The organism is Cognatundibacterium griseum (assembly GCF_014284195.1).
GTDB lineage: Bacteria > Pseudomonadota > Gammaproteobacteria > Burkholderiales > Burkholderiaceae_D > Undibacterium > Undibacterium griseum.
This window is the reverse complement of record NZ_JACOGC010000002.1, coordinates 746359-772814: the sequence shown is the minus strand read 5'-3', so window position 1 is coordinate 772814 and position 26456 is coordinate 746359. Positions and strand designations below refer to the sequence as shown.

The 26456-nt window shown below is 49.9% G+C and carries 24 protein-coding genes; 11 read left to right on the top strand and 13 right to left on the bottom strand.

Translation table 11 applies throughout. From position 1 onward, the window contains the following. Positions 1-100: 100 nt before the first annotated feature. From H8K27_RS07895 to H8K27_RS07885, 3 genes are read right to left on the bottom strand one after another with little or no spacing between them, the layout of a single operon-like run. Positions 101-1411, bottom strand: coding sequence for a replication-associated recombination protein A (locus H8K27_RS07895; protein WP_186862589.1), 1311 nt, complete (start codon positions 1409-1411; stop codon positions 101-103). After that, positions 1412-2089 (bottom strand): outer membrane lipoprotein chaperone LolA, encoded by a 678-nt coding sequence (lolA, locus tag H8K27_RS07890; protein WP_186862588.1) that lies wholly within the window; start codon positions 2087-2089, stop codon positions 1412-1414. Next, a complete protein-coding gene (locus tag H8K27_RS07885) occupies positions 2079-4418 on the bottom strand; it encodes a DNA translocase FtsK (protein ID WP_186862587.1) in 2340 nt (779 codons plus the stop codon). Before H8K27_RS07885 ends, lolA begins: the two co-directional genes overlap by 11 nt. Positions 4419-4654: 236 nt before the next feature. Here H8K27_RS07885 and trxB point away from each other — a divergent pair, with 236 nt between their 5' ends. Beyond that, positions 4655-5599, top strand: coding sequence for a thioredoxin-disulfide reductase (trxB, locus tag H8K27_RS07880; RefSeq protein WP_186862586.1), 945 nt, complete (start codon positions 4655-4657; stop codon positions 5597-5599). A gap of 21 nt (positions 5600-5620) precedes the next feature. Then, positions 5621-6247, top strand: a complete 627-nt coding sequence (locus H8K27_RS07875) for a Smr/MutS family protein (RefSeq protein ID WP_186862585.1) — start codon at positions 5621-5623, stop codon at positions 6245-6247. A gap of 64 nt (positions 6248-6311) precedes the next feature. Here H8K27_RS07875 and H8K27_RS07870 read toward each other — a convergent pair whose 3' ends face one another. The 3 genes from H8K27_RS07870 to H8K27_RS07860 are packed head-to-tail and all read right to left on the bottom strand — an operon-like array spanning position 6312 to position 9458. Continuing rightward, entirely contained in the window at positions 6312-7502 is a 1191-nt protein-coding gene (locus tag H8K27_RS07870; protein WP_230419014.1) for an ABC transporter substrate-binding protein, read from the bottom strand. Beyond that, positions 7492-7830, bottom strand: a complete 339-nt coding sequence (locus H8K27_RS07865; RefSeq protein ID WP_176803902.1) for a P-II family nitrogen regulator — start codon at positions 7828-7830, stop codon at positions 7492-7494. The genes H8K27_RS07870 and H8K27_RS07865 overlap by 11 nt, the downstream gene beginning before the upstream one ends. Positions 7831-7844: 14 nt before the next feature. Continuing rightward, complete coding sequence (locus H8K27_RS07860) at positions 7845-9458, bottom strand: NAD+ synthase (RefSeq protein ID WP_186862584.1); 1614 nt, start codon at positions 9456-9458, stop codon at positions 7845-7847. A 27-nt stretch (positions 9459-9485) separates the two neighbouring features. On the opposite strand from H8K27_RS07860, the gene H8K27_RS07855 reads away from it, so the two are divergent. Beyond that, positions 9486-10682, top strand: a complete 1197-nt coding sequence (locus H8K27_RS07855; RefSeq protein WP_186862583.1) for a GNAT family N-acetyltransferase — start codon at positions 9486-9488, stop codon at positions 10680-10682. Positions 10683-10754: 72 nt separating this feature from the next. Beyond that, on the top strand, positions 10755-11747 hold the full coding sequence (locus H8K27_RS07850; protein WP_186862582.1) for a serine/threonine protein kinase: 993 nt from the start codon (positions 10755-10757) through the stop codon (positions 11745-11747). A gap of 126 nt (positions 11748-11873) precedes the next feature. Here the strand turns inward: H8K27_RS07850 and ppa are convergent, their stop codons facing one another. From ppa to hemC, 5 genes are all read right to left on the bottom strand, one after another. Next, positions 11874-12410 carry an inorganic diphosphatase gene (ppa, locus tag H8K27_RS07845; protein ID WP_186862581.1) on the bottom strand — a complete coding sequence of 179 codons (537 nt, stop codon included), beginning with the start codon at positions 12408-12410 and terminating at the stop codon, positions 11874-11876. A 98-nt stretch (positions 12411-12508) separates the two neighbouring features. Beyond that, positions 12509-13705 carry a heme biosynthesis HemY N-terminal domain-containing protein gene (locus tag H8K27_RS07840; protein ID WP_186862580.1) on the bottom strand — a complete coding sequence of 399 codons (1197 nt, stop codon included), beginning with the start codon at positions 13703-13705 and terminating at the stop codon, positions 12509-12511. A gap of 1 nt (position 13706) precedes the next feature. Further along, a complete protein-coding gene (locus tag H8K27_RS07835) occupies positions 13707-14870 on the bottom strand; it encodes a uroporphyrinogen-III C-methyltransferase (RefSeq protein ID WP_186862579.1) in 1164 nt (387 codons plus the stop codon). Continuing rightward, positions 14867-15625 (bottom strand): uroporphyrinogen-III synthase, encoded by a 759-nt coding sequence (locus tag H8K27_RS07830; RefSeq protein WP_329604358.1) that lies wholly within the window; start codon positions 15623-15625, stop codon positions 14867-14869. The genes H8K27_RS07835 and H8K27_RS07830 overlap by 4 nt, the downstream gene beginning before the upstream one ends. 25 nt (positions 15626-15650) lie before the next feature. Next, positions 15651-16592 carry a hydroxymethylbilane synthase gene (hemC, locus tag H8K27_RS07825; protein ID WP_329604357.1) on the bottom strand — a complete coding sequence of 314 codons (942 nt, stop codon included), beginning with the start codon at positions 16590-16592 and terminating at the stop codon, positions 15651-15653. A gap of 249 nt (positions 16593-16841) precedes the next feature. Here hemC and trpS point away from each other — a divergent pair, with 249 nt between their 5' ends. The 7 genes from trpS to H8K27_RS07790 all read left to right on the top strand — a co-directional run bounded on the left by trpS (position 16842) and on the right by H8K27_RS07790 (position 22962). Continuing rightward, positions 16842-17864 carry a tryptophan--tRNA ligase gene (gene trpS, locus H8K27_RS07820; RefSeq protein WP_186862577.1) on the top strand — a complete coding sequence of 341 codons (1023 nt, stop codon included), beginning with the start codon at positions 16842-16844 and terminating at the stop codon, positions 17862-17864. 87 nt (positions 17865-17951) lie between these two features. Continuing rightward, positions 17952-19172, top strand: coding sequence for a winged helix-turn-helix domain-containing protein (locus H8K27_RS07815; protein ID WP_186862576.1), 1221 nt, complete (start codon positions 17952-17954; stop codon positions 19170-19172). Between the two features lie 145 nt (positions 19173-19317). Next, positions 19318-19773 (top strand): universal stress protein, encoded by a 456-nt coding sequence (locus H8K27_RS07810; RefSeq protein ID WP_186862575.1) that lies wholly within the window; start codon positions 19318-19320, stop codon positions 19771-19773. A gap of 104 nt (positions 19774-19877) precedes the next feature. Next, a complete protein-coding gene (locus H8K27_RS07805; RefSeq protein ID WP_186862574.1) occupies positions 19878-20519 on the top strand; it encodes a response regulator in 642 nt (213 codons plus the stop codon). A gap of 172 nt (positions 20520-20691) precedes the next feature. After that, positions 20692-21075: a response regulator gene (locus H8K27_RS07800; protein WP_186862573.1), complete on the top strand. Its 384-nt coding sequence runs from the start codon at positions 20692-20694 to the stop codon at positions 21073-21075. A gap of 68 nt (positions 21076-21143) precedes the next feature. Next, entirely contained in the window at positions 21144-21992 is an 849-nt protein-coding gene (locus tag H8K27_RS07795; RefSeq protein ID WP_186862729.1) for a Crp/Fnr family transcriptional regulator, read from the top strand. Between the two features lie 130 nt (positions 21993-22122). Then, positions 22123-22962, top strand: coding sequence for a universal stress protein (locus H8K27_RS07790; RefSeq protein WP_186862572.1), 840 nt, complete (start codon positions 22123-22125; stop codon positions 22960-22962). Between the two features lie 227 nt (positions 22963-23189). On the opposite strand, the gene H8K27_RS07785 is transcribed toward H8K27_RS07790, so the two are convergent. Further along, entirely contained in the window at positions 23190-24491 is a 1302-nt protein-coding gene (locus H8K27_RS07785; protein WP_186862571.1) for an ABC transporter ATP-binding protein, read from the bottom strand. 95 nt (positions 24492-24586) lie between these two features. After that, positions 24587-26320 (bottom strand): ABC transporter permease, encoded by a 1734-nt coding sequence (locus H8K27_RS07780; RefSeq protein WP_186862570.1) that lies wholly within the window; start codon positions 26318-26320, stop codon positions 24587-24589. Positions 26321-26456: the final 136 nt, after the last annotated feature.

Genomic DNA, 26456 nt, shown 5'->3' with positions numbered 1-26456 from the left:
AAATTCCCTATTTTTCCTGGTATTTGCCGGTTAAGATTTCGCACCGACGCGAGCTCCCTTCAACGGTTACGACAGGCAAACGTCCGGACTGTATTGCTTTTCATTTTTTGCTTGCCTCAGCATCCAGCTGACGCAGGAAATCTAATTTCTCTGCAATTTTGATTTCCAGTCCGCGTGGCACCGGGTGATACCATGACTGCCCCTCCAGCCCATCCGGCAAATAAGTTTCGCCAGCCGCATACGCACCGGGCTCATCATGGGCATAGCGATACAGTTTGCCGTAGCCGAGTTCCTTCATCAGTTTGGTCGGAGCATTGCGCAAATGTTCAGGAACCACACGCGACTTATCCTTCCCAATCAGTGCCCGTACTGCGTTATACGCTTGATAGACAGCATTTGATTTCGCGGCACAAGCCAGATACACCACCGCCTCAGCCAATGCAAGCTCTCCTTCGGGCGAGCCGAGCCGCTCATAAGTCTCCGCGGCGTCAAGACTGATTCGCAAAGCGCGCGGATCGGCCAGACCTATGTCTTCCGATGCCATGCGTATGATGCGCCGGGCCAGGTAGCGCGGATCAGCGCCGCCATCCAGCATCCTGACCATCCAGTACAACGCCGCATCAGGATTCGACCCACGCACCGATTTATGCAAGGCTGAAATCTGATCATAAAACGCATCGCCACTTTTATCGAAACGCCGCAAGCTATCGCCCAGGCATTCCTTGAGCAACTCGGAGTCGATCAGTGCCAGGTGCTTTGCGATGGCAGCGCGCGCCACGATATCCAGATTATTCAACAGCTTTCTGCCGTCACCATCGGCACTGGCTGCCAGGCTTGCGCGCACCTCCTCCGTCATGTGGATGCCACCCAATTCATGCTCACAGGCACGTTCAGCCATCAATGCCAGGTCTTCATCTGTCAATGATTTCAGAACATAGACCGCAGCACGCGACAGCAGCGCACTATTGACTTCAAAAGACGGGTTTTCGGTAGTTGCGCCGATAAAAGTAAATAATCCACTTTCTACATGAGGCAAAAACGCATCTTGCTGGCTCTTGTTGAAACGATGAACCTCATCGACAAACAGAATGGTTCTGCGCTGAGAGGTGGCACGTAACAACTGCGCGCGTTCGACGGCATCACGAATATCCTTTATACCCGACAACACTGCTGACAAGGCAATGAATTCGCAGTGAAATGCATCGGCCATCAGCCGCGCCAGCGTTGTTTTTCCTACGCCTGGCGGCCCCCATAAAATCATCGAATGCGGCTGACCGGACTCAAAGGCAAGCCGCAAAGGTTTTCCTTCACCCAAAATATGCTGTTGCCCGATAACATCCGCCAGCGTGGCGGGGCGCATGCGCTCCGCCAGTGGAATGAGCGACTTGCCGGAATAACTCATTTCGCTCATTTACTGCCGAAACACATCTGCGCCAGCAGGCACAACAAACTTGAACTGATCAGCCTTGAGAGCAGGATTTTTTTCCAGATTCTTCAGCGTCAGCACCGAAACCTGGCCGAAATGATCCCGCAATTCCAGTGCCACGGGCACGCCGTCTTTCATTCCGATGCCGATATGATCAAATTGACTGTCTTTGCTCTTGGCGGTCGCATCCAGCCACTCCATCCCCTGCTTCGCACCGACATCGCGCAATCCGAAATTTTTCTCCAGATCGGCGGCGCCTGCACTGCCAAATAAGATCGCTGCCGGGCTGGCGCCGAGCGCGTTTCCCAGCTCCTTCACCGTTACCTGATTCAGGTCTTTATCGTAAATAAATAATTTTTCCCCATCTGCCTGCAATGTCTGTTCGTAGGGTTTCTGATATATCCAGATAAACTTTCCTGGTCGCGCAAAGATGAATGTGCCGTGAAAAGTTTTTCCAATTTTCGCAGCACCATCTGTCATCTTGACCTGTTGCTGAACAAATTCGCCTCTGGCACTTTTGGTATTGCTGACAAAAGATTTAAACTGTTCGACGGCTGAGGCCTGTGCCCATACCGGCGCAAGGAGTATCGCCGCAGCTGTCATCAGCCCGCACAGCATTTTGATTTTGCTCTTCACTTGATTTCCTAATTCACTATTCTGCATTTCCCGCCGGCACCAGTATCTCCCGGTTGCCATTGGACTGCATTGATGATACGACGCCGCTTTGCTCCATTTGTTCCAATAGCCGGGCCGCGCGATTATAACCAATCCGCAAATGGCGCTGAACGAGCGATATGGAAGCCCGGCGGTTCTTGAGAACAATCGCCACAGCCTGATCGTACAGTGCGTCGGCCTCACCGCCAGCACCCGCCTCTCCGGCAACACCGCCCTCTGCCCCCTCATCCAGCACGCCCCCCTCCAGGATACCTTCGATGTAGTTCGGTTCGCCTTGCGCCTTCAGATGCTCGACAACCCGGTGTACTTCTTCATCAGAGACGAACGCTCCGTGGACGCGGATAGGCAAACCTGTCCCAGGTGGCATATACAGCATATCCCCCATACCGAGCAAAGTTTCCGCCCCCATCTGATCCAGAATGGTCCGTGAATCAATTTTGCTGCTGACCTGGAATGCAATTCTGGTCGGGATGTTCGCCTTAATCAGACCAGTAATCACATCCACCGATGGGCGCTGCGTGGCCAGGATCAGGTGAATACCGGCAGCCCGCGCTTTTTGTGCAATACGGGCAATCAATTCTTCCACCTTTTTACCAACCACCATCATCAGATCGGCCAGCTCGTCGATGATGATCACGATTGTGGGTAACTTTTCCAGCGGTTCCGGCGCGTCAGGCGTCAGGCTGAAAGGATTGGGAATGTGCTGCTCTTTCCTGGTGGCTTCGGCAATTTTGGTGTTGTAGCCAGCCAGATTACGGACGCCGAGTTTGGACATCAGCTTATATCTGCGCTCCATCTCGGCCACAGCCCAGTTCAGTGCATGCCCGGCCTGGCGCATATCTGTCACAACCGGAGCCAGCAAGTGAGGAATGCCTTCGTAGACGGACATTTCCAGCATCTTGGGGTCAATCAGAATCATGCGGACGTCATTGGGATCGGACTTATACAACAAGGACAAAATCGTGGCATTGATGCCGACAGATTTTCCTGAACCGGTCGTACCTGCCACCAGCAGGTGAGGCATTTTTGCCAGATCGGCAACTACAGGATGACCGGCAATGTCTTTTCCTAAAGCGACTGTCAGGCTTGACGTGCTGTCGTTATAGATTTTTGATCCCAGTATCTCTGTCAGTCGCACAATCTGCCGTTTAGGGTTGGGCAGCTCCAAGCCCATATAATTCTTTCCAGGGATTGTTTCGACGACGCGAATCGAGGTCAGCGACAAAGACCGTGCCAGATCCCGGGCAAGGTTGACGATCTGACTGCCTTTTACACCTGTCGCCGGCTCAATCTCATACCGTGTAATGACCGGCCCGGGATAAGCCGCCACGACTTTGGCGTCGACACCAAAATCGGACAACTTTTTTTCTATCAGGCGGCTGGTGAATTCCAGGGTCTGGACACTGACGGTTTCCTGAGCCGGCGGCGGCTCATCCAGTAAGGACAACGGCGGTAAATTTGTATCTGGCAACTCATTAAACAAAGAAACCTGTTTTTCTTTTTCCACCCGCTCCGAGCGCTGCACAGCCACTACTTGCGGTTCGATGCGGATTGGTGCAGCTTCAACAATTTTCGCCCGCTCCTGAACGACTGCCTCTTCCCGCTTGACAGCGGCACTTTGCCCGACACGACGGTCTTCAGCGGCAGCGTGTTTATGCTGTACAAACACAAAGATTGCCTCAATCGCAGTACCAATCTTTTCTGCGATCGTGAGCCATGACACCTGAAAATACAGGCTGATACCGAGAGCCATTCCCAGCAGCAGCAATAAAGTCGAACCGGTAAAACCCAATGCCGTCAAAGAAAAACGTCCGATCAGCTCCCCCAGTACGCCCCCCGGCGCCAATGGCAACGGAAGTTTCAGGGAATACATCCTCAGGTATTCAATTCCCATGCTGCTGGCGATCAATAATCCAAAGCCGGCTTTCTGTATCAGCAATACAGACTGATGCACCTCTTCTTCTGGCGCGGGCTGGACGGCAAAGCGGTTGGCCAGCAAACGATATGTTTTCCAGACCTGCTTCAATGAGGCAACACACCACCACCAGGCAGATATGCCAAACACATAGAGCAGCACATCAGCCAGCCAAGCACCAAATTTGCCTCCCAGATTGTGGACGCGTGGAACCACGCTCGATTGCGACCACCCCGGGTCTGCCTTTGAATACGTTGCCAGCACCAGTATCAGGCAAATACTGAGAGCAGCAAACAGAATCCAGCGCGCCTCCATCAGTAACACCAGCATTTTTCCCGGCAAAGGCGGGGGCGATGTACTTTTATGATTGCGGGTATAAGCTTCGTTATTACTTGTAGTCATAAATCAGGAATATGTTCATCCAGACAAGCGAAACTGACAAGATAGCACGCCCTGGGTGATGCGCAAAACCCAGATGCCTGTCACGGTGGGTAAGAGGATAGACTATAATCACGGCTAATGCGGGATACAGCTCCAAAATAATGTAAGCACTTGTATTCTGTACCGGCATCTCCATCTCCTGACAATACAGATGGCATTCACCGCTCCACGTTTAACTTTCTTTTTGCAGGTTTTCCATGTCTACATCTAAACACGCTCGAGTATTGATTCTTGGTTCCGGTCCGGCTGGCTATTCCGCCGCTATTTATGCTGCGCGCGCCAATCTGAATCCTGTTCTGATTACCGGTGTTGAACAAGGCGGTCAGCTGATGACGACGACCGACGTGGAAAACTGGCCAGCCGACCCGATGGGCGTACAAGGGCCCGAACTGATGCAGCGTTTCCTGCAACATGCGGAACGGTTTAATACTGAGATTATTTTTGACTACATTCACACCGCAAAGCTCAACGAAAAACCGATTCGCCTGATCGGTGATCAGGCTGAATACACTTGCGACTCCCTGATTATCGCTACCGGCGCCTCAGCACAATATCTGGGGCTGCCTTCAGAGCAGGCATTCATGGGAAAAGGCGTATCTGCCTGTGCGACTTGTGACGGCTTTTTTTACCGCGGTAAAGAAGTGGCTGTCATCGGTGGCGGCAACACCGCTGTGGAGGAAGCCCTGTATCTGTCAAATATCGCCAGTAAAGTGACGGTAATTCATCGCCGCGACAAATTCCGTGCAGAAGCCATTCTGATCGACCGCCTGATGGCTAAAGTCGCAGAAGGTAAAGTTGAAATCAAATGGAATCACACGCTTGACGAGGTAACTGGCGATGACAGCGGTGTCACTGGCATCCGGATCAAATCCGCAGAAGGTACGGTCAGCGCCATTTCGTTACACGGCCTGTTTGTCGCCATTGGTCACAAACCGAATACGGGTATCTTCGAAGGGCAACTTGATATGCACAACGGTTATATCAGGACCCGGACAGGCACCGAAGGCATGGCTACGGCAACAAATATTCCGGGAGTCTTTGCCGCAGGCGACGTTCAGGATCACGTCTATCGTCAGGCAATCACCAGTGCAGGAACCGGCTGCATGGCCGCACTGGACGCCCAGCGCTATCTGGAAGAGTAAGTAAAGATTCAGAGGTGGCAGATGAAGAATTTTGCTGACCTGAAATCCCTGGGGCAACAACTCAGACAGCAGCAGGAAGCAAAACAGCGCGCTGAGGCTGAACGACTGGAACAGGAAAAAAAAGCAGAGGCTGAAGCGAATATTTTCCGCAACAGCATTGGCCATGTTGCCCCCATCAAGACTGCTGCAAAGCATCAGGTGGAACCACAACGTCCGGCGCCGATTCCATTTCAGCACTTAGCGGATGAAAAGGCGGCTTTACAGGAATCTCTCTCTGACGAATTCGATGCCGACTCACTACTTGAAACGGATGAAAATCTCAGTTACACCAGACCGGGCGTCGGCGTTGATGTGGTTCGTAAATTACGCAAAGGTCATTGGGTCATTCAGGCGCAGCTTGATTTACATGGTTATCGCAGGGATCAGGCCAGAGACAGTCTGGGAGATTTTTTAAGAAAATGCGGGCGTAGCGGCATCCGTTGCGTCCGCATCATTCACGGGAAAGGATTGGGCTCCGTCAACAAAGAACCCGTCCTGAAGCATAAGGTCAGAAACTGGCTGATACAAAAAAATGAAGTGCTTGCGTTCAGTCAGGCAACTGCTGCCGATGGCGGTTCCGGTGCATTGATTGTTTTACTGAAAGCCTGATTCCCTGATCTGTGCCATTCGATCAGATGCAAAAACAGGCCTCACCACCGGATTTTCCAGCCAGTTAGTTTTTAAAGCGTCCGTCTTTCCCGATTATGGTCATGTCGACGTAACGGGATCCATTATGATTCGATGGCGAAAAATTGATATCAAATCCACCCGCATCATAATTTTTGACATTGATTGACTCCAGAGCGGCAATCAGTTTTTCGCGTGTCAGGTTTTGCCCTGCTCTGCGCAAGCCCTCCACAAACACTTTCGCAGCAATAAATCCTTCCAGGCTGGAGAAGTTAAGGTCTTTGATACCTGCCTTGTTCATGATCTTGGTATATTCGCCGACAACCATGGCATTGGCGATTGACCACGGAAATGGCACTACCTGGGAAATCACGACTCCCGGACCATCTTTTCCAAGCGTGTCAGCGAGCGCCTGACTACCGACAAAAGACACATTGTAAAACTGACCGGTATATTCCAATTTGCGCATTTCTTTAATAAAAGCAGCGCAGGAGGAATAGGCACTGATCTGAATGATGACATCAGGGCGCTTTGCGATCAGTTTTGCCACTGCCTTTGACACATCCAGACTATTGCGTTCGACAGTCGCAGTATCAATGATCGGCAATTCTTTCTTTTTAAGGGCCCGCTCAACACCCGCCAAACCAGCTTTACCATAAGCATCATTCTGGTAAAACACAGCAATATTTTTCAATCCCGTATTTACCAGCCGGTCGACCAGATGTTCCGTTTCATCAAAATAACTGGCGCGGATATTAAATATTTGCCGGTTAAACGGTTCCCGTAAGGATTGTGCTCCTGTAAATGGCGCAAAAAATGGAATTTTTGCCTGAGTAAATAAAGGCAAGGCGGCATTACTGGTCGGCGTACCTACATAGCCAAACAGGGCAAAAACATCATCATTCTCAATAAACGCCTTGGTATTGACCGCGGCAATTTCCGCTTCGTATTTATCATCCCGCCGGAGTAACTCAATCTTCCGGCCAAATACGCCGCCTGTTGAGTTAATGTAATCAAAGTAGGCCTTTGCACCAGCGTGCAACTGAATCCCCAGTTGCGCAGCAGGGCCAGAAAAAGCAGCGGACTGACCCAGAATAATCTTATGCTCCGTAACGCCGCTATCCGCCAGTGCACTGGCTGCCGGCAAACACCCGGCACCAATTGTCAGCAGGATTGAACTGAAAACTGTTTTTCTTCGTAATGAAAAGAAATCCTGCATCACTGCATCAGACGGCATCCGGGCCCGTCTCTCCTGTTCTGATCCGAATAACCTGCTCTACATTTTGCACAAAAATTTTGCCGTCACCGATTTTTCCGGTATGCGCAGCCTTGATAATCGCATCTACGACATGATCGCAAATCTTGTCATCAATCACGACTTCGACTTTAATTTTTGGCAGGAAATCAACCACATATTCCGCACCACGATATAGCTCGGTGTGCCCCTTTTGCCGTCCGAATCCTTTGACTTCAGTGACGGTTAATCCTGTTACGCCGACTTCTGCCAGTGCTTCGCGCACTTCGTCGAGCTTAAAAGGTTTAATCACAGCGGTTACTTGCTTCATATTGTTTTCCTTTATTAATCTCTGAATTTTGATGTAATAGGATAACGCCAGTCGCGCCCAAAGGCTCTTGACGTAATCTTAATCCCGACAGGTGCCTGGCGGCGCTTATATTCATTAATTTTAATCAATTTCGTAATCCGCTCCACGTCCTCAGCACGATAACCGGCGGAGATAATCTCTTCACGCGACTGGTTCTGTTCCATATATCTCTGCACTATTCCATCCAGTATGTCGTATGGTGGCAAGGAATCCTGATCTTTCTGATCCGGACGCAACTCAGCCGAGGGGGCCCGCGTGAGAATCCGTTCTGGAATAATGTTTTCTATACGGTTTCGGTATTCGCACAAGCGATATACCAGCGTCTTGGGAATATCCTTAATCACTGCAAAACCACCCGCCATATCACCATATAAAGTGCAGTAACCCACAGCCATTTCACTCTTATTCCCAGTAGTCACGACGATAGAACCATATTTATTCGACATCGCCATCAACAAAGTGCCGCGTATCCTGGCCTGTATATTTTCTTCTGTCGTATCTTCTTTCAATCCTGCAAACTCATGACTTAACGCTGATTTAAAAGCGTCAAAACATGGAGCGATTGAAATCTCATCATAGCGGACGCCAATCCGCCTGACCATCTCACGTGAATCCACCAGGGAAATATCCGCAGTATACGGAGATGGCATCATCACCGCCCTGACTTTATCCGCCCCCAGCGCATCCACGGCAATTGCCAGCGTCAGCGCCGAATCAACACCACCGGATAAACCAAGCAGCACACCGGGAAAACCATTCTTATTTACATAGTCACGCAAACCCAATACCAGCGCCTGATAAATCTGTGCTTCGGCGCTGCCATTTTCAGCTAACTCCGCTGGCTGCGGCTGAGATCCGTCAAATTCAATCAGCTGCAGACCGGTTTCACAATGCCCGAGCTGCGCGCACACTTTTCCAGCCTGATCCAGCACAAAAGAATTACCATCAAAAATTAATTCATCCTGCCCACCAACCAGATTGGCATAAACCAATGCCAGTCCTGCAGAAGTGACATTAGCACGCATGACTTGCTGACGCCGGTGCAGCTTGTCCATATAAAACGGAGACGCATTAGGCACCAGCAATACCTGAGCCCCGGTATTCCTGGCTGCGGCTGGAGCATCTGCAAACCAGGTATCCTCGCAGATATTAATCCCAAAACAAATACCCTTTACCGTAAACACGCAGACATCAGATGCGGGGCTGAAATATCTGCGCTCATCAAAAACAGCGTCATTTGGTAAATGACGTTTACGGTAAGTTCCGATAATCTGGCCATTCATCAGGACAGACACTGCATTGAACAGCATGCCATCCTGCGCCAACGGATGCCCCACCAGCACATACAGATCAGGAAATTCACGTAGCTGACCAGCAAGCGCCTGCAAGACATCCTGCGATTGCAGGCAGAATCCTGGGCGCAGCAGCAAATCTTCTGGCGGATATCCGGTCAGCGACAGCTCTGGCGTCACAACAATATCGGCATTTCCAGCAGCTGCCCGACGAACATAGTCTACAATCTGTGCAGCATTTCCGGTCAAATCTCCGACCGTGCAATTCATCTGGGCTATAGCAACTTTAATCGTCATAATCGTGCAATCTCATTTAATTCAATAATGAAATTAATTTCTGAAAACCAGCATTATCGCACGTGCATCGCCAGTTCCTTATCAGATGTAGGACAGCTGCAATGGGAAAATCTCCTTCGATCGACCGGAAACAAAAATCCGTTTCTTTCGTTTTCATTTTTACATGCATTGCATGAATCGGGCAGCGCATGCGCCCAGACCGGCTGGCAACCCCATTTTGTGACTATCTGGGATCGGGAGATTCTGGTAGGCGCCTGCCCGCTATACAAAAAATCTCACTCTTACGGTGAATATGTCTTCGACTGGAGTTGGGCCGAAGCTTATCAGCATCACGGTCTGGCATATTATCCCAAATTACTGGCAGCAATTCCCTTTACCCCCGTAACGGGGAGCAGGCTTATCAGCGCCGTGCCGCAAGTCAGACAACTTCTGATTGATGCATTGAGAGAAATCCTCACAAAAGAACAATTATCGTCCATCCATTTGCTGTTTCCGGATGCATCCGAAATTTCATTACTACAAGAAGCCGGTTTTCTGATCAGGACTGGCATTCAATTTCATTGGCACAATCATCAATATCTCAACTTTGACGATTTTCTCAATACACTGGATCATAAAAAACGAAAAAATATTCGCGCGGAAAGAAGAAAAATCACAGAACAGGGCATTAGTTTCCGGCATATTCCAGGAGAACATATCACCAGAGAAGAATGGGAATTTTTTAAGCACTGTTACGACCTGACCTACCTGAATCATCATTCCCGCCCCTATCTGAATCTGGATTTTTTCCTCCAGATCGGAGCATCCATGCAGAAACAGGTTTACATGATTCTGGCGGTTAAAGATCATCAAAACATTGCTGCCACGCTGCTTTTTCACGATGGACAACACGTCTACGGTCGCTACTGGGGTTGCGTGCAATATTATCCCTGCCTGCATTTTGAAACCGCTTACTATCAGGGAATCGAATTTTGTATTCGCGAAAAATTCCTTACTTTTGAAGGTGGCGCACAAGGCGAACACAAAATGGCGCGCGGTTTTTTGCCGCAAAAAACATACTCAGCCCATTTTTTAAGCCATCCGGAATTTAATCATGCTGTAGCCGCCTTCCTGCTTCGGGAGAAACAGGATATGCAGCTTTACACTGATATGCTGAATGAGCACAATCCTTACAGAAAATTGCCACAAAATAAAATAATTACATCAAGCTCACTTGATATTTGATCTTGTACAAGGCATTCTGCTGACATGGAAAACAAACCAAGCTCCTTTCCCCCACAACCTCAGGCACCACTCATGCATAAGCGCGTGGGCAGATTCTATCTGACGGAACAATTAGGTAACGGTGCGAATGGCTCCGTGTTCCGCGGACATGATCCGGTGATCGACCGCGGCGTCGCTATCAAGCTTCTGAACACCAATACCGGTACGGCTGATAAAAAATCGCGCGAACAGCAGTTTATTAACGAGGCAAGAGCTGCCGGCCGCTTGTCACATCCGAACATCGTGACCATCTTCGATGCCTCTACAGAAGGAGGCATTACATTTATCGCCATGGAACTGTTGCCGGGTGAAGATTTAAAAACCATGCTTGCGAACGGGAAAAATTTTGATATCGTAGAAACGGCTTCGATTATTCAAAAGATTGCGGATGCTCTGTCTTACGCCCATGCACACGGCGTGATTCACCGTGACATCAAGCCAGGTAATATTTTTATCCTCTCCAATAATCAGCCTAAAGTAGTCGATTTCGGAATTGCACGGGCACCAAACCGTTTAATTGATGAAAGCAAGCCTGCCGATGTGACCCTGTTTAACAACAATATTCTGGGAACACCGAACTATATGTCTCCTGAGCAGGCTCTGGGAAAACCAGTCAATGCGCAGACGGATATTTACTCACTCGGGGCGGTAATGTATGAAATGCTGACACTGCAAAAACCCTTTCAGAGTAATAACATCGATAAGCTCTTGCAGCAAATCGCACACAAAACACTGAAACCGCCGTCAGAAATTAATCCGCGGATTCCAAGTTCGCTCTCCAAAATCGTCATGAAAGCGATGGACAAGGATTTGAATGCGCGCTATGCCAATGCAGAAGCCTTATCCTTGGCACTTCATCATTTTATCGAACGGGATAAAAGACTCAAACGCAAACGTAAGCACGCCCAGCGCTCCCCTGCTGCTGTCAGTCAGCGCAGAGAAAAGATCACTTCGTTAACATGGATCAGCCTGATTGCCGTTCTGGTTGGCCTGATCATTGCCGCGACTATGTATTTTCCTCATTAGATAAGTCCAGTAACAGAATAGCCTGCATCAAAAATATCAACGATAAGCAACCCGACTCTTCATTACACAATAAAAAAACGCGGCAAACCTGCCGCGTTTTTTCATGAATCAAAGATGAACTGAGATTTATTTCTCTGCGTTTTTAAAATTCTCAACGCCAGCCAAAATCTCTTTCTTTGCAGCTTCAGGGCCCGCCCAACCTTCAACCTTCACCCATTTGCCTTTTTCCAGATCTTTGTAGTGTTCAAAGAAATGTTGAATTTGCTTCAGACGCAATTCATTCATATCTTCAGGTTTTTGCCAGTGGGTGTAAATCGGCAAAATTTTATCGACCGGCACAGCCAGAACCTTCGCGTCATTTCCGGCCTCATCCGTCATATTCAGAACGCCAATCGGACGGCAACGAACCACGACACCAGGAATCAAAGGGAAAGGTGTAATGACCAGCACATCGACAGGATCGCCATCACCAGCGATTGTTTGCGGCACATATCCGTAATTGCAAGGATAGTGCATGGCAGTACCCATGAAACGGTCAACAAAAATCGCGCCGGTATCTTTATCTACTTCATATTTAATCGGATCAGCATTCATCGGAATTTCGATAATGACATTGAAGTCATTCGGTAAATCACGACCTGCAGGTACATTATTCAAGCTCATGTCAGTCTTTCTTTTCAATATCAGGGAAGTCTATATCACCACTCGGGATTATATCGGCTTTCAGACAAAATTGGTGCAATGCACACAACGCTGAAGCATCACAGCGTGGTCGCAATTGCGCACTGCCGGTAGTGATAGGCTGCCTCGTCACTCTGACCAAGTGCCTCATGTAATTGCGCGAGCTTCAGATTCGACTCTCTGACCGTTCGTCCTGAAATGGCATCAGATAATGCCTGTTCCATATGACGCTGTGCCTTACCCCATAATTTCTGACGCAAACATAAAACCCCAAGCGTCAGGGCTAATTCAGGATCGGTCGGGTGCTCGACTGACCATTTTTCACAATTTTCGATCTGCGACAACAAGGCGGCCGAACCCTCCGGGGCTGCCGCATCGCGGTAATCTCTCAGCAAACGTTCGTCCCACTCTTCCTGCAAGGCTTTTTCGACAATCGTCCGCGCCTCATCAAACAATCCTCTGGCGTTAAATGCCAGGGCTGCCTGATGTGCTACGAAAGCAGATTTCCGGTCGCTTGCGGGAATGTCATACCAGGTGCGGCGCACCGACTCTGCATCATTAGCGCTATCTTTGAGCAGGTCTTCATACGATAATTCTTTTAAACGGCTTGATAATGCGGGATGTAAGGCATGGTGCTTATCCAGCGTGCGTACCAGCTTCAAAACTTCCTGCCATTTTCTCGCCTGTTGATTTGCTTTCAGGGCCCATCGTAATACCTGGATGTGCCGGCTGCCATTTGCCTGAAGTTCACGAACGGACTCCAGCGCCTTTTCTGACTGATGCTGATCAACTAATAGTTCTGTCATACTGACCAAACGCGCCACTTTGTGTGAAGCATCCGCCTCGATTCCGCTCATCCAGCCATCCCGACGCTCAAATTGCCCCATGTGATGCGCAGCGCGCGCACCAATTAATGCAGCAATACTGGCGTTTTCGGGTAATTCCGCGGCACGGATTGCAGCCTTTTCTGCATAACCGAAGCGTCCCTCAAACAGAGTGCGGATTGATTCACGCAATGCTTTATTACTGTCACGTTCTTTCTTGCTATGACGGTATGCAGCGACTTTTTTCGGCATTTTCCGTGCGCTGTTGATGGCCCCAAGCACCAGAAAACAGGCAACAAATAACACCAGTAACAAAAACAGGAACAAATTCAGCGACAAATCCAGACGATAAGGCGGGAAGAACAATACGACATTACCGGGATTAAAACGCGCACCGATCGCCAGCCCCACGGCGAGAGAAAACAGAATCAGAAGCCGGATAAAAATTCGCATATCAGGGCTTCACTTTATAGTTACGCACAGCATTGAGGCTTTCCGACAAAGTCGGCATTTCAATAGACAAATTACTGCCCTGCACCTGGCGCAGCAATGCCTGTACCGTCTGAGTCTGCTTGGCGCGGGTGTCAAAATATTTGCTGATCGCATCCTGCGCTGTGACCAGATCATTACGGAAAATACCTTCATTTCTGGAAAGCAGGGCTAACCGCGCATTCAACAACCGCAACTTCAGATTTTCCCGAGCAAAATAGGCCTGGTTCGGAGCAAGCAACAGTGCATCAGGCGTCTCGACATTCCGGATGCGGATCAATTGCCGGACCTCGCCCCACATTTCACTTGAAAAACTTTGCCACACATCCTGCGCTCGCACAGACCAGCTGACATCGTCGGTTTCCGCAACCGCTTTTTTGTTATCCTGCCTGGTACTAGCCGCTGATTTGGACAATACCCGCAATGGCGCTTTCGGCGCCACTGCGGTAACCACAGACTTTTCATCAGACCATAAAGGAATATGATCAATCTGAGCGATGACGCTATCCAGACGCAAGGCCAGCCCCGGCAAATCCAGCGCAGGCAAAGACTTCAAGCGCTCAATATCTTTTGCAATAGCGCGTCTGATATGGATAAATTGCGGCTTCTCAGACTTAGCTAAGCGATTATCCGCATTTTGCAAGGCAATCAACGCCCCCTGTACATTGCCTGCCAATTGCAATTGCTGGCTGGCAGTAGATAAAACCTGCTCGACCTCCGCCAGCGCCCATTCGTCACGATTCTTGGACAAATCCTGATACAACTGCTCCAGCGCTAATTGCTGACTCTGTGCCTCTGATTGCTTTCCCTCCAGCAAAATTACTTTTGCCTGAATTTCCTTCGTTGTATCCTGAACATTTTTGGCCAGTATTTTCGTTTCGCTGCTATTGGTATCGGCGCTCAGCAAACGACGGGCGACCTCCTCCCTCAGAGCACTGATTTGATTTTGCGAAGACCACCAGTTTGCCGCCAGCAAAACTGCGAGCACGCCAGATATCAGGTAGGCCGGCTGAGTCCAGTTGGGGTTCGCGCCGGAAACGGCTGGCGCAAGCGTCGCCGCTGGTGCGGTGATTGGTTCGTTTTGTTGAGACAAGGAATCACTCCCTGAATTGATAGGCTGTTCGTTCATACGCGTGATTGTAACGCGACAAGCACATTTTCGTCGCCGGTACCTGTTAAAGTAATGTTGCGAAAACCAAGCGCCGTCGCAGTTTCCGCAATGCGGGCATGAGAAACAATCAGATTTTGATGTTGCATTTTTGATACATATTTTCCGTAATCTAATTTTTCCGTCCATCGCATCAGGGTTCGTACGGCTTCCGAACTGGTTATTACCCAGTCGCTATCCATATTCAGCAAATGTCGTAACTGGTCTGCGCATTGAATGGTGAATTCCGGCTCCGAGCTGGAATATGCCACCAGCTGAACCACATCGGCCCCGTGGTTGCGGAACGCATCAGCCAGGAATTCGCGCCCCCGGCTGCCACGAACCACGAGCACTTTCTGCCCAGCCAGCGAAGTCGTGTCCATTTCTGCCATCAGGGCTTCAGAGTCTGTCCGGTCTGAATTACCCGGCTTGCGAATATCAGCATTTTGATGATTCAGACCATGCTTCTCCAATGCCCTGCAGCTCCCTTCCCCCACAACAGCAATCGGAAGCCCAGCAGGCCAAGCAGCAACATGTGGAAAGAAACCATCAATGGCATTCGGACTGACGAAAGCAACCAGGTCGAAGTCCGTCAGCAAGCCCGCAATTCTGATAATTTCCGACTGATCGGTTAGTGGACTGATATCGAGTAATGGAAAGATGACTGCCTGTCTTTGCAAGCGTTTCAATTTTTCCGCAAACTCAAGTGCCTGAATCCGGGGGCGGGTAATAATCACTGGCCGGTAAGACATCCCTGGCCAGTCACTCTGTGATCTGCGCTTTACAAACTGCAAGAATACCGGCTGCGTCCTGCGCAGATAAAGCATCTGCCAGCTGCGCACCCAGCGCTTCAAATTGCTCCGCCAGACCATGCATTTCAGCCTGCGCAATCCGCCCCCCATCCGGTGTCGCAACCATTCCACGCAAATGCATCTGCGATCCACTGACGGTCGCATAGGCAGCAAGTGGAATCTGACAACTACCGCCAAAAGCCCGGGAAACACTGCGCTCGGCACTGACTGCCTGCGCGGTTGGCAGATGATTCAATGGCGCCAGCCATGACATCAAATCAGCACGATGGGCAGATATTTCAATCGCCATTGCTCCTTGTCCTGCAGCAGGCAGACTTTGTTCAGGTGACAGAAAGCTCCGTATGCGCTCCGGTAACCCCAGACGTTTCAACCCGGCCGCGGCCAGAATGATCGCCGCGTAGTCACCATCATCCAGCTTGCGCAGCCGGGTATCCAGATTGCCGCGTAACGGGCGAATCTGCAAATGCGGAAAACGGGCTGAAATTAAGGCCTGCCGGCGCAGACTACTGGTGCCGACTACTGCTCCGGCAGGCAATTCATCTAAGGAAGAGAACTGATTTGAAACGAAAGCATCGCGCGGATCCTCGCGTTCAAGCACGGCTGCCAAAGCAAATCCTTCCGGCAGATCCATCGGCACATCCTTGAGGGAATGGACGGCGAGATCCGCCTGTCCTTCCAGCATGGCGACTTCCAGCTCTTTCACAAACAAACCCTTGCCACCGACTTTGGACAAGGCACGATCCAGTATCTGATCACCACGCGTCGTCATACCGAGGATTTGAATGTCGCAGGACGGATAGAGGGCCGTCAGTTGATCGCGCACATATTCAGCCTGCCACATCGCCAGACGGCTTTCGCGGGAAGCGATAATTAATTTTTCAGGAGTAGTCACTATCAGATTACCTGTTACTTGATCGGAGGCCGACATACAGGCCGGCCAGAATAATTGCTGCGAATTTTACCACCCAACCTCTATTCCGCTGCCAGCGAAACCAGGGAAACTGATCGTATTTTGATGCACATCCACAAACTTGACACATAATCTGCTCTGGCGGCATCATACTGTCCTGACAAGAAGCAATTTTTCCAAAATGCCGCCATCAATGAGCGGCTTTTTTTACGCACCGAGAACGGATTTCCTATGCAAGCAAGTACGAATGACCATAAAAATCATCTTATCCTGACGGGCGACCGTCCTACCGGTCCGCTGCATCTCGGACATTTCGTCGGAAGCCTGCGCAATCGCGTCAAATATCAGCATCAATACGAACAATACATCATGCTGGCAGATGCCCAGGCCCTGACAGACAACATGGATGATCCGGCCAAAGTGCATAACAATGTCCTGGAAGTCGCACTGGATTATCTGGCTGTTGGAATTGATCCTGCAAAATCCACTATTTTTATCCAATCGCAGATTCCCGAATTAACCGAACTCACGTTTTACTACCTGAATCTGGTTTCTGTCGCACGACTGGAACGCAATCCGACGATCAAACAAGAGATCATCCTGCGCAATTTTGAACGGGATATTCCGGCCGGATTCCTGACTTATCCGGTCAGCCAGGCGGCAGACATTACCGCATTCAAAGCCACACTGGTTCCTGTTGGCGAAGACCAGATTCCAATGATTGAGCAAACAAATGAAATCGTCCGGCGCTTTAACCGTTTAGCCAATAAAGATATCCTGGTGGAATGCCAGGCACTGGTGCCGGAAATTGGCCGGTTACCCGGTATTGATGGCAAAGCCAAGATGAGCAAATCTCTGGGCAACACCATTAATCTGGGTGCCTCTCCAGCAGAAATCAAAGCGGCTGTGCGTAATGTTTATACCGATCCTTTGCATCTGCGCGTGAATGATCCAGGCCATCTGGAGGGTAATGTCGCGTTTATTTACCTGGATGCTTTTGATGAGGACAAAGCCGGCCTGCAAGCAATGAAAGACCATTATGTCCGCGGCGGTCTCGGGGACAGTGTCGTAAAAGCACGCCTCGAAGGTATTTTGCAGGATTTGCTGGCTCCGATCCGGGAACGCCGTGAAGAATATGCGAAAGACCGTGGCCAGGTACTGCAAATGCTTAAAGAAGGCACGCGCAAGGCAAGGGAAATCGCCGCCCAGACCACGGACGAAGTCAAGACTGCTATTGGCCTGAAGCATTTCTGAGTACGACAGCAAAACAATGCGGTGCAGCACCATTCTTCTCAACAGAGATCACCGCATCCAGATTATTTGAGGAAGGCGCCTGCACTCATGCCCAGCTCGTACCAGATCAGCCTTGACTCGGCCAGAGCACTGCATCTGAGTGCTCAGGGCTTACTGAAAAATCCGCGCCGGCAGCCGACGAAGGACGACGTGCTGGAATGTATACGCCGCATGTCTGCGCTTCAGATTGATACCATCAGCGTAGTCGCCAGAAGCCCTTACCTGGTTCTGTGGAGCAGACTCGGTGCTTATCCGGCAGTCTGGCTCGATGAACTGCTGGCGGAAAAAAAGCTCTTTGAATACTGGTCACACGAAGCCTGCTTTCTGCCGATTGAAAACTATGGCTTGTACCGACATCAGATGATTTCTCCTGATGGGATGGGCTGGAAATTCAATCACCGGTGGCAACAGGAACATCAGCAGGAAATTATCCATCTGCGCGACTTCATCAGCCAAAATGGTCCGGTGCGCTCTGTCGATTTTGAACGACAGGACGGAAAAGCCGGCGGCTGGTGGGAGTGGAAACCCGAAAAACGTTCATTGGAAGTGCTGTTTACCACTGGGCAGCTCATGGTTGCCCAACGACGCGGCTTTCAACGTGTCTATGATTTGCGTGAGCGTGTGCATCCGGCATGGAATGACGAAATTCACCTGCCAACCCGGCACGATGCAGAGAAAAACAAAATCCTGTTGTCGGTCAAAGCACTCGGCGTAGCGAAAGCAAGCTGGATCAAAGACTACTTCCGGCTGAAAAGTATCAGCCCGGACAATCATCCCGATCAGCTTTGCAGACAAGGTTTGCTCGTAAAAATCAAGGTGGACTCATGGGATCAGCCAGCATACGTGCACCCCGATCATCTAGAGCAACTGGAGCTCGCCGCAGATAAGGCACTGAAAGCAAACAGCACAAGAATTTTATCACCTTTTGATCCGGTGGTATGGGACAGAAAACGCGCAGCAGACTTATTCAGATTTGAATACCGGCTGGAATGCTACACCCCCGCAGCCAAACGGCAATATGGCTACTTTTGCCTGCCTATCCTGCGTAATGGCAAACTGGTTGCAAGAATCGATGCCAAAGCGCACCGCAAGCAACAGATCATGGAAATCAAATCCCTGTTTCTGGAAGTCGATGTCCGCATCAGTGACGCATTGGCGGCTGACCTGATGAAAGTCATCCGTGAATTCGCTGTCTGGCATGCATGCACAGATGTTCGTTTCAGTCCTGCGGATATTACTCCCTTTGTCAGACGGATGCTGGCGTTCTGATACCCCCTTGTTTTCCGATAACCGTACAGCGATACCATCTTTGCAAACCGGATATTTCGCCATAAACTTGTTCAGCATCAAGCTCTGTCTGCATCGAAGATACAAGATAGAATCTGTTTAACACCACCCCAGATCTGGAGAGAAAATGTACAGCAAAATTTTGATGCCAACAGATGGCTCCGAACTGGCCAACGCCAGTGTTCAGGCAGGAATCGATTTCGCCAAACAGCTCAATGCAAAAGTGATCGCCTTATTTGTAGCGAGTAATTATCAGTATCCGATCTATATCGACATCATCCCTCCTAATACGCCAACCGAAGAAGAATATCAATCTGCCATGCGTACGCTTGCCGAATCCTACCTGCAACCTGCCCGCGATGCGGCAAAGCAAGCCGGTGTGGAATTTGAGAGCGTGATTCAGTTCAATGATTCTCCGGCAAAGGAAATTATTCATACAGCGCAGCAATATGGCTGCGATCTGATTTTCATCGGCTCGCATGGCCGGAGCGGCGTCGGTCAGCTTTTGCTCGGCAGCACAACCACCAAGGTTTTATCGCTTTGCAACATTCCCGTATTAGTGCACAGGAAAAAACAGCGCTGAGGACTGCAGGTTCCTCATCGTGCAGTGCCACATCAGGATGGCTTCTACAGTACAATAGCCGGGAGCGTGCTTTCCATGTGCAACCTTTACCCTGAATGTATTGAATGATCCGTATTTTGATTGCAGACGACCACACAATTATGCGCGAGGGACTCAAGCGCATTCTGGATGGCATTGAAGATGTGCAGGTCGTCGGTGAAGCAGTGGACGGATTCGACACACTGGAAAAAGTACGCACCATGGAATTCGACGTACTGCTCATGGATCTGTCGATGCCAGGCAGAAGCGGGGTCGACCTGATCCGGCAAATCAAGGACGAATCGCCCAAGCTCCCGATCCTGATACTGACCATGCACGAAGAGGAGCAGTACGCTGTCAGAGCCATCAGGGCTGGCGCCAGAGGTTATCTGACCAAAGAAAGCGCAGGCACCCAGTTGCTGACCGCCTTGCGTAAAGTGGCTTCCGGCCGCCCCTACATCAGCATCGAAGTGGCAGAACAACTGGCGATGAATGTCATGCCCGCGGATGACAACCTGCCGCATACTGCACTTTCAGACCGTGAGTTTGAGGTTTTCAGTCATCTGGTCAAGGGAAAGTCGATTACAGAAATCGGCGATTTTTTACATTTAAGCGTTAAAACCGTCAGCACCCATAAAATGCGGATTCTCCAGAAAATGAATATGACGAATCTGTCAGACCTGGTGCAATATGCCGTGGCGCATCACTTAATAAACAACGGTTCCTGAAGTTACACCCTCTCCCGCATCCTGCCTGCTCGCCTGGAAGCCTGTAGGAATATTCTTAACCTCCCCTCCACAAATCCGACAAGGCAAATCAGCATCGCCTGATATAAATCAAAGCGCCAATCCGCAATAATGGACACAAGCAAACAAAGCATTGTCCTACGTCAAGCGCATTATGAATTTATATATTGTCGAAGATTCTGTCCTGATTCAGAACCGCCTCATCCGTTTCGTGGAAGAAATCCCGGGGATGCATGTCGTCGGTGTATCCGGAGATGTCGACAGCGCTTACAACGGAGTCATTAACAGCAAGACCGACGCCATCATTCTTGATCTGCAACTGGGAACGGGTAATGGCCTGCAGTTATTAAAAGAAATCAAGCAACACAAACCTGAAATCAAAATTGTGATTCTGACCAATCACTCGACCGAAGATAACCGCCTTCACGCACTCCGCGCAGGTGCCGATGATTTTCTGGATAAGTCCACCGATTTTGAGCAAATTCAGAATATTTTGCACAGCTGGCAGCAACCGCTTGCCCCTCACAGAATTAATTAATCTTTCCTCCCCAGGAGACTTCTATGACTACCGCTCTTCACACATCCCGCCATACGAACCCACATGTTATGGTAAAAAATTTACCCGTCACAGTCTCCAATGAGGCTGGATGGCGTTGCCACGGCAACCTGTGGTCAAATTTGCGCGAGATCTGTGAACTGCTGCACATACCTGCCCCGGCATGTTCAGGCGAAGAAGAAGCACTGTTTCAGCATGTACGTTTCAAAGCCGGTCAACGCGTTCATACTATCGGTCAGGATTTCGACTCACTTTATATTGTGAACTCCGGCTTTTTGAAAACTGTGCTGATTGACGAATATGGTAATGAGCAAGTGCTGAGTTTCCCGATGAAAGGCGACTTACTCGGCATCGACGGCATTCACAATCAGCACCACGCATCAGAGGCAGTGGCCCTATCCGACTGCGACATCATTTTGCTGCCCTACAAAACATTTGCAGCGATGGGGCGCACCTACCCTGAGCTGGAAAATGCGATGTACGGCGTCATGAGCCGGGAACTGGTGCGCGAACAATCCATGATCGGCATGCTGAGCGCACTGAGTGCAGAAGCCAAGGTTGCCCGCTTCCTGACCAGTCTGGGTGAGAGTTTCAGCCAACTCGGCTATTCAGGCAAATGCTTCAATCTGCGTATGACACGTCATGAAATAGGCAGCTACCTCGGTCTGACACTGGAAACCGTCAGCCGTACCTTATCCGCATTTAATGAAATGGGGTTCATCAGCGTAGATCAGCGTGAAATCTGCTTACTGGATACGAATGCGTTAAAGACGCTGCGTCGCCTGCCTCCGGCAAAGGCAAGAAGCAAGGTCACTGAAAAAGTCACTGAAAAGGTATCCGTTCTGGTGGGGAAAAAATTATTGCCTCAATGGAGCAATGAAACTGTTGTCGCGGCATGAGAAAATTAAGCTAAACTCGCTGCTGAAATTTCTCATCAAGAAATAGTCAGAGCAATTTCAGGGAAATCCGCATCTTTCGTTTAGTGAAACAGATTGTTTTCGTAGAGAAAAACTCAACAGGAGCAATGACATGGCATACAAAACCGTACTGGTACACGTAGATGAATCTGCGCGTTCAGAACTCAGAGTCCAAATCGCCGCAGATATAGCAAAAGCAGAGAGCGCCCACCTGATCGGAACTGCTGTGACCGGTGTATCCCGCTTCATTTACCAGGACGGTAACATCAGTGCCAGCGACCCGAATCTGACAATTCACCTGAACTTTCTGAAAGAACGTGCAGAAAAAGCCGTTGCGCAATTTAATGCCAGTGCCGAAAAAATCGGTGTCAGTTCTTATGAAAGTATGATCGCAAACGATGAGGCTGGTGGCGGGATCGGCCTGCAGGCGAGATACAGTGATCTCGTTGTGATTGGCCAGACAAATCGCGAAGAACCTTCGCCATCTGTCCTGCCCGATTTTCCTGAATACATCGTCATGAATTCAGGCCGCCCCGTTCTGATTATTCCTTATGCGGGTGAATTCAAGACGATTGCCAAACGCCCCCTGATTTCCTGGGATGCCAGTCGCGAGGCTACGCGTGCATTAACAGATGCGCTGCCCCTGCTGAAACAGGCAGACCTGGTCCAGATTGCTATTTTCAACCCTAAATCCATTCCTGATGCACATGGTGAACAACCTGGGGCAGATATCGCACTTTATCTGGCAAGACATGGAATCAAGGTGGAAGTATCTGTTCACAAAACATCCACGGACATCGGCAACGCGCTCCTCTCGCTTGCGCACGACCTCGACAGTGATCTGCTGGTCATGGGCGGCTACGGCCATTCACGCTTCAGGGAAATGATCATGGGCGGTGTGACCAGAACCATCCTGGAGAGCATGACCATTCCGGTATTCATGTCCCATTAACACCATATTTTTAATACCGGAAACAATCGAATGGCATCCGCAAGGATGCCATTTTGTTTCAGCATAGTAATCAGCACTCTCCGCTTTGGCCACACCTTCAGAGGAATCCTGACCTGTTTCTGGTATTAGCCAGAACCCAATAGAGATTACAGTTAAAAACTCCTGTCATTTGATTCGACGCCATACGCAGCCGGTCAGAAGAATCATCTCTCCCGAGAGAAACTCACTTACTCTTCGCTGGCTTCCGGCAATTTGAGTCGTCCGGTGTGGTAGTCGTATTCATATACTTCACCATAACGCCCCCACTCAATTGCCACCTCAAGCACACGCTTGGCTTCATCCGCCTTCAGAAACTCCTCCAGCATTTCAAGCAGTGGCTGCTCTGACAGGCTGCCGCTATCTTCGATTTCCAGATTATTTCGGATATGCGATGCCAGTGGCACATGAATCAACAACTGCTGCCCGAATAGCTCCTGCTTCTCAGCCTGTTCCGCCTCATAATATTTTTTACCCAGCGCAGACAGAATAATGTCACCTTTTTCAAGTACCGCAAATCCAAGCAGGCTCAGCGCCTCATAAGTCGGGAACAATTCTTCATCCGATAATTCGGCCTCCTCTGCCAGTTGCGGTAAGTCAGCACGTCCATTGAACGGCGCTTCGGCAATCATGTCCAGCACCGCTTCAATACGACTGACGTCGGTATCAGGCAGGCGATAACCGATATGCCGTGTATTCGGCGCATCCGAAGCCGCTTCATGTGTATGCCGCATTGTCATCAGACCATAAATTTCATCCATCAAGGCACGGACTTCGACAGCTTCAACATGGCGTGGGCGCGGCAAATCAATCTTGACTTCACAGCGGACAGTTCCAGGGTCACTGGAAAGAATAATGATCCGGTCCGCCATCATGACCGCCTCTTCAATATTATGAGAAACGATCAGAATTCCCTTGGTCGAAATCTTTTTCTCTTCCCACAAATCCAGCATGTCATTCCGCAGCGTTTCGCCGGTCAGCACATCCAGTGCGGAAAAGGCTTCGTCCATCAGTAAAATATCCGGATTTGTTACCAGAGCGCGGGCGATACCAACACGCTGCTTCATACCGCCGGATAACTCCCTCGGCAACGCGCCGCCAAAGCCAGCCAGACCAATCAGCTCCAACACAGCATCTGCCCGTTGTTCACGCTCGTCTGCAGGCACGCCCTGCGCCTCCAGTCCAAGCTCCACATTCTGCTGGACAGTCAGCCACGGAAACAAGGCAAAAGACTGAAACACCATGGCCACGCCAGCCACCGGCCCGTAGATATGCTGATCACGATAGGCTACCCGCCCTTTATCGGCAGGAATCAATCCAGCCATGATGCGCAGCAATGTCGACTTACCTGAGCCAGACTTGCCAAGCAGAGCAACAATTTCACCTTCTTTCAGCTGGAAATCCACTTTGTCCAGAATCAGGCGGGATTTGCCATCAGCGGCTTTGAAAGATTTAGCAACCTGATTCAGGTCAATCAGTAAATTCTGTGTCATCGGTATTCTCCAGACTGACTCTGCCGGCTTCGGCCATCGTCAGTCTCATTATTTTGATAATACAATCAGCACGCACTAGCGGGAGGGCATGCCGGTCAGCGAATATGATCCTCTGCCAGCAAATACAGTTTGCGCCAGAAAAAGCGATTCAATAAGGTCACAAAAATACACATGATTCCGATACCCAGTGCAATACGGTGAAAATCTCCGGCCTCGGTCATCTGTTTGATATAACTTCCAAGCCCATCAGCCACCAGAGTCGTTTTACCCCAGGTCACATATTCTGCAACGATACTGGCGTTCCAGGAACCACCGCTCGCTGTGATGGCACCCGTAATAAAACTGGGGAAAATCGCCGGCAGATAAACACGTTTCCATTTCAGCCAGCCACTCAGCCCCAGATTGTCTGCAGCCAGACGAAGCTCATTCGGAATCGTCGATGCCCCGGCAACCACATTAAACAAGATATACCACTGGGTACCAAAAACCATCAACGGGCTGAGCCAGATGTTCGGTGAAAGATCCAGTGCCAGCATCACAAACACTACCAGCGGAAACATGAGATTGACTGGAAAGGCAGCCAAAAACTGCGCAACCGCCTGCACCTGTTGGGAATACTGAGGGCGCAAACCGATCCACACCGCAATCGGCACCCAGACAAGCGATGCCAGTCCGATCAGCAACATTACCCGCAACAATGTGATGAATCCGAGCCCGACGACGTGCAAGGCTTCGTGCCAGCCGACATCACTGTGAATGAAACTTATCAAGCGATAAATAGCCAGCAGCGTTATCAGGATCAAGCCTGTATCCCATAAACGGGACCAGAAAGGACTGACGAGTTTTTTCCTCGCTTTTTCAGAAGTACCGTCATGATGGACACTAAACCAGCCGAGCACACGTCCTAAACGACTCCAGAATTTCTCTGTCCATCCGCGTACCCAGCGGCTGTTGCGCATCCAGTCCAGCAACCACGATTGTTGTGCTGTTTCCCCCTGAGATTCCTCAAAGCGGAATTTATCTGCCCAGGCCAGCAATGGACGGAAAAACAGTTGGTCATACAACAGAATTCCGGTCAGCATGGCGGCGATTGCCCAGGCAATTGCCGGTCCATTTTTCGCTTCAATGGCAACGGCAATATAAGAACCAATCCCTGGCAACTTGATGTCCTGACCAGCGACGGAAATCGCCTCTGCAGCCACCAGGAAAAACCATCCTCCGGACATGGACATCATCATGTTCCATAACAGTCCAGGCATCGCAAAGGGCAACTCAAGACGCCAAAACCGCTGCCATCCCGACAACCGGAAAATATGTGCCGCTTCCGCTAATTCAGAAGGCACATTCCGCATCGACTGGTATAAGCTGAACGCCATATTCCAGGCCTGGGAAGTGAATATCGCAAAAATAGCGGCACACTCCACGCCCAGTAAATTTCCCGGAAACAGCGCAATGAATGGTGCAATCGCAATCGCCTGAAAACCGAGAATTGGGACGGACTGCAAAATGTCCAGTGCAGGAATCATGATCTTTTCAGCTGCGGCATATTTCACAGCCACAGCAGCAAAAATCAGACTGAACAGTAAAGAAAATCCAAGCGCAGTAAACATCCGGAGAATGGTGCGCAGAAGATAATAAGGCAAATGAAACGGATCCAACGACACTTGCAATGCTTCTCCGACCAGAAAAGGCCGACTCATCTGCATTGCTGCAAAGGCAAATACACTCAGCAACGCAAGAATCAAAGGTAATAATGCCCAGTCCCAGCGGTTTGGGCCTGTGTCTTCCCGTGGTTCCTCACCCGTTTGAAGTTTAAATAATTCAAACATTGACGATCTCCCAGGTAACGACTGATCCGGAAATAAATAAAATAAAACTTAACAAACGACCTCCCCTGCTGTTGATGCCTGTCAGGCGAAACAATTGCATACGTCTGCTCACACTCAATGCCGTAATTATTACCTG

What these genes read in the sequence shown, in the direction of transcription:
- H8K27_RS07895 (WP_186862589.1), bottom strand. Translation starts at nt 1,411, where the DNA reads ATGAGCGAAATGAGTTATTCCGGCAAGTCGCTCATTCCACTGGCGGAG.
- lolA (WP_186862588.1), bottom strand. Translation starts at nt 2,089, where the DNA reads ATGCAGAATAGTGAATTAGGAAATCAAGTGAAGAGCAAAATCAAAATG.
- H8K27_RS07885 (WP_186862587.1), bottom strand. Translation starts at nt 4,418, where the DNA reads ATGACTACAAGTAATAACGAAGCTTATACCCGCAATCATAAAAGTACA.
- trxB (WP_186862586.1), top strand. Translation starts at nt 4,655, where the DNA reads ATGTCTACATCTAAACACGCTCGAGTATTGATTCTTGGTTCCGGTCCG.
- H8K27_RS07875 (WP_186862585.1), top strand. Translation starts at nt 5,621, where the DNA reads ATGAAGAATTTTGCTGACCTGAAATCCCTGGGGCAACAACTCAGACAG.
- H8K27_RS07870 (WP_230419014.1), bottom strand. Translation starts at nt 7,502, where the DNA reads ATGCCGTCTGATGCAGTGATGCAGGATTTCTTTTCATTACGAAGAAAA.
- H8K27_RS07865 (WP_176803902.1), bottom strand. Translation starts at nt 7,830, where the DNA reads ATGAAGCAAGTAACCGCTGTGATTAAACCTTTTAAGCTCGACGAAGTG.
- H8K27_RS07860 (WP_186862584.1), bottom strand. Translation starts at nt 9,458, where the DNA reads ATGACGATTAAAGTTGCTATAGCCCAGATGAATTGCACGGTCGGAGAT.
- H8K27_RS07855 (WP_186862583.1), top strand. Translation starts at nt 9,486, where the DNA reads ATGAAATTAATTTCTGAAAACCAGCATTATCGCACGTGCATCGCCAGT.
- H8K27_RS07850 (WP_186862582.1), top strand. Translation starts at nt 10,755, where the DNA reads ATGCATAAGCGCGTGGGCAGATTCTATCTGACGGAACAATTAGGTAAC.
- ppa (WP_186862581.1), bottom strand. Translation starts at nt 12,410, where the DNA reads ATGAGCTTGAATAATGTACCTGCAGGTCGTGATTTACCGAATGACTTC.
- H8K27_RS07840 (WP_186862580.1), bottom strand. Translation starts at nt 13,705, where the DNA reads ATGCGAATTTTTATCCGGCTTCTGATTCTGTTTTCTCTCGCCGTGGGG.
- H8K27_RS07835 (WP_186862579.1), bottom strand. Translation starts at nt 14,870, where the DNA reads ATGAACGAACAGCCTATCAATTCAGGGAGTGATTCCTTGTCTCAACAA.
- trpS (WP_186862577.1), top strand. Translation starts at nt 16,842, where the DNA reads ATGCAAGCAAGTACGAATGACCATAAAAATCATCTTATCCTGACGGGC.
- H8K27_RS07815 (WP_186862576.1), top strand. Translation starts at nt 17,952, where the DNA reads ATGCCCAGCTCGTACCAGATCAGCCTTGACTCGGCCAGAGCACTGCAT.
- H8K27_RS07810 (WP_186862575.1), top strand. Translation starts at nt 19,318, where the DNA reads ATGTACAGCAAAATTTTGATGCCAACAGATGGCTCCGAACTGGCCAAC.
- H8K27_RS07805 (WP_186862574.1), top strand. Translation starts at nt 19,878, where the DNA reads ATGATCCGTATTTTGATTGCAGACGACCACACAATTATGCGCGAGGGA.
- H8K27_RS07800 (WP_186862573.1), top strand. Translation starts at nt 20,692, where the DNA reads ATGAATTTATATATTGTCGAAGATTCTGTCCTGATTCAGAACCGCCTC.
- H8K27_RS07795 (WP_186862729.1), top strand. Translation starts at nt 21,144, where the DNA reads ATGGTAAAAAATTTACCCGTCACAGTCTCCAATGAGGCTGGATGGCGT.
- H8K27_RS07790 (WP_186862572.1), top strand. Translation starts at nt 22,123, where the DNA reads ATGGCATACAAAACCGTACTGGTACACGTAGATGAATCTGCGCGTTCA.
- H8K27_RS07785 (WP_186862571.1), bottom strand. Translation starts at nt 24,491, where the DNA reads ATGACACAGAATTTACTGATTGACCTGAATCAGGTTGCTAAATCTTTC.
- H8K27_RS07780 (WP_186862570.1), bottom strand. Translation starts at nt 26,320, where the DNA reads ATGTTTGAATTATTTAAACTTCAAACGGGTGAGGAACCACGGGAAGAC.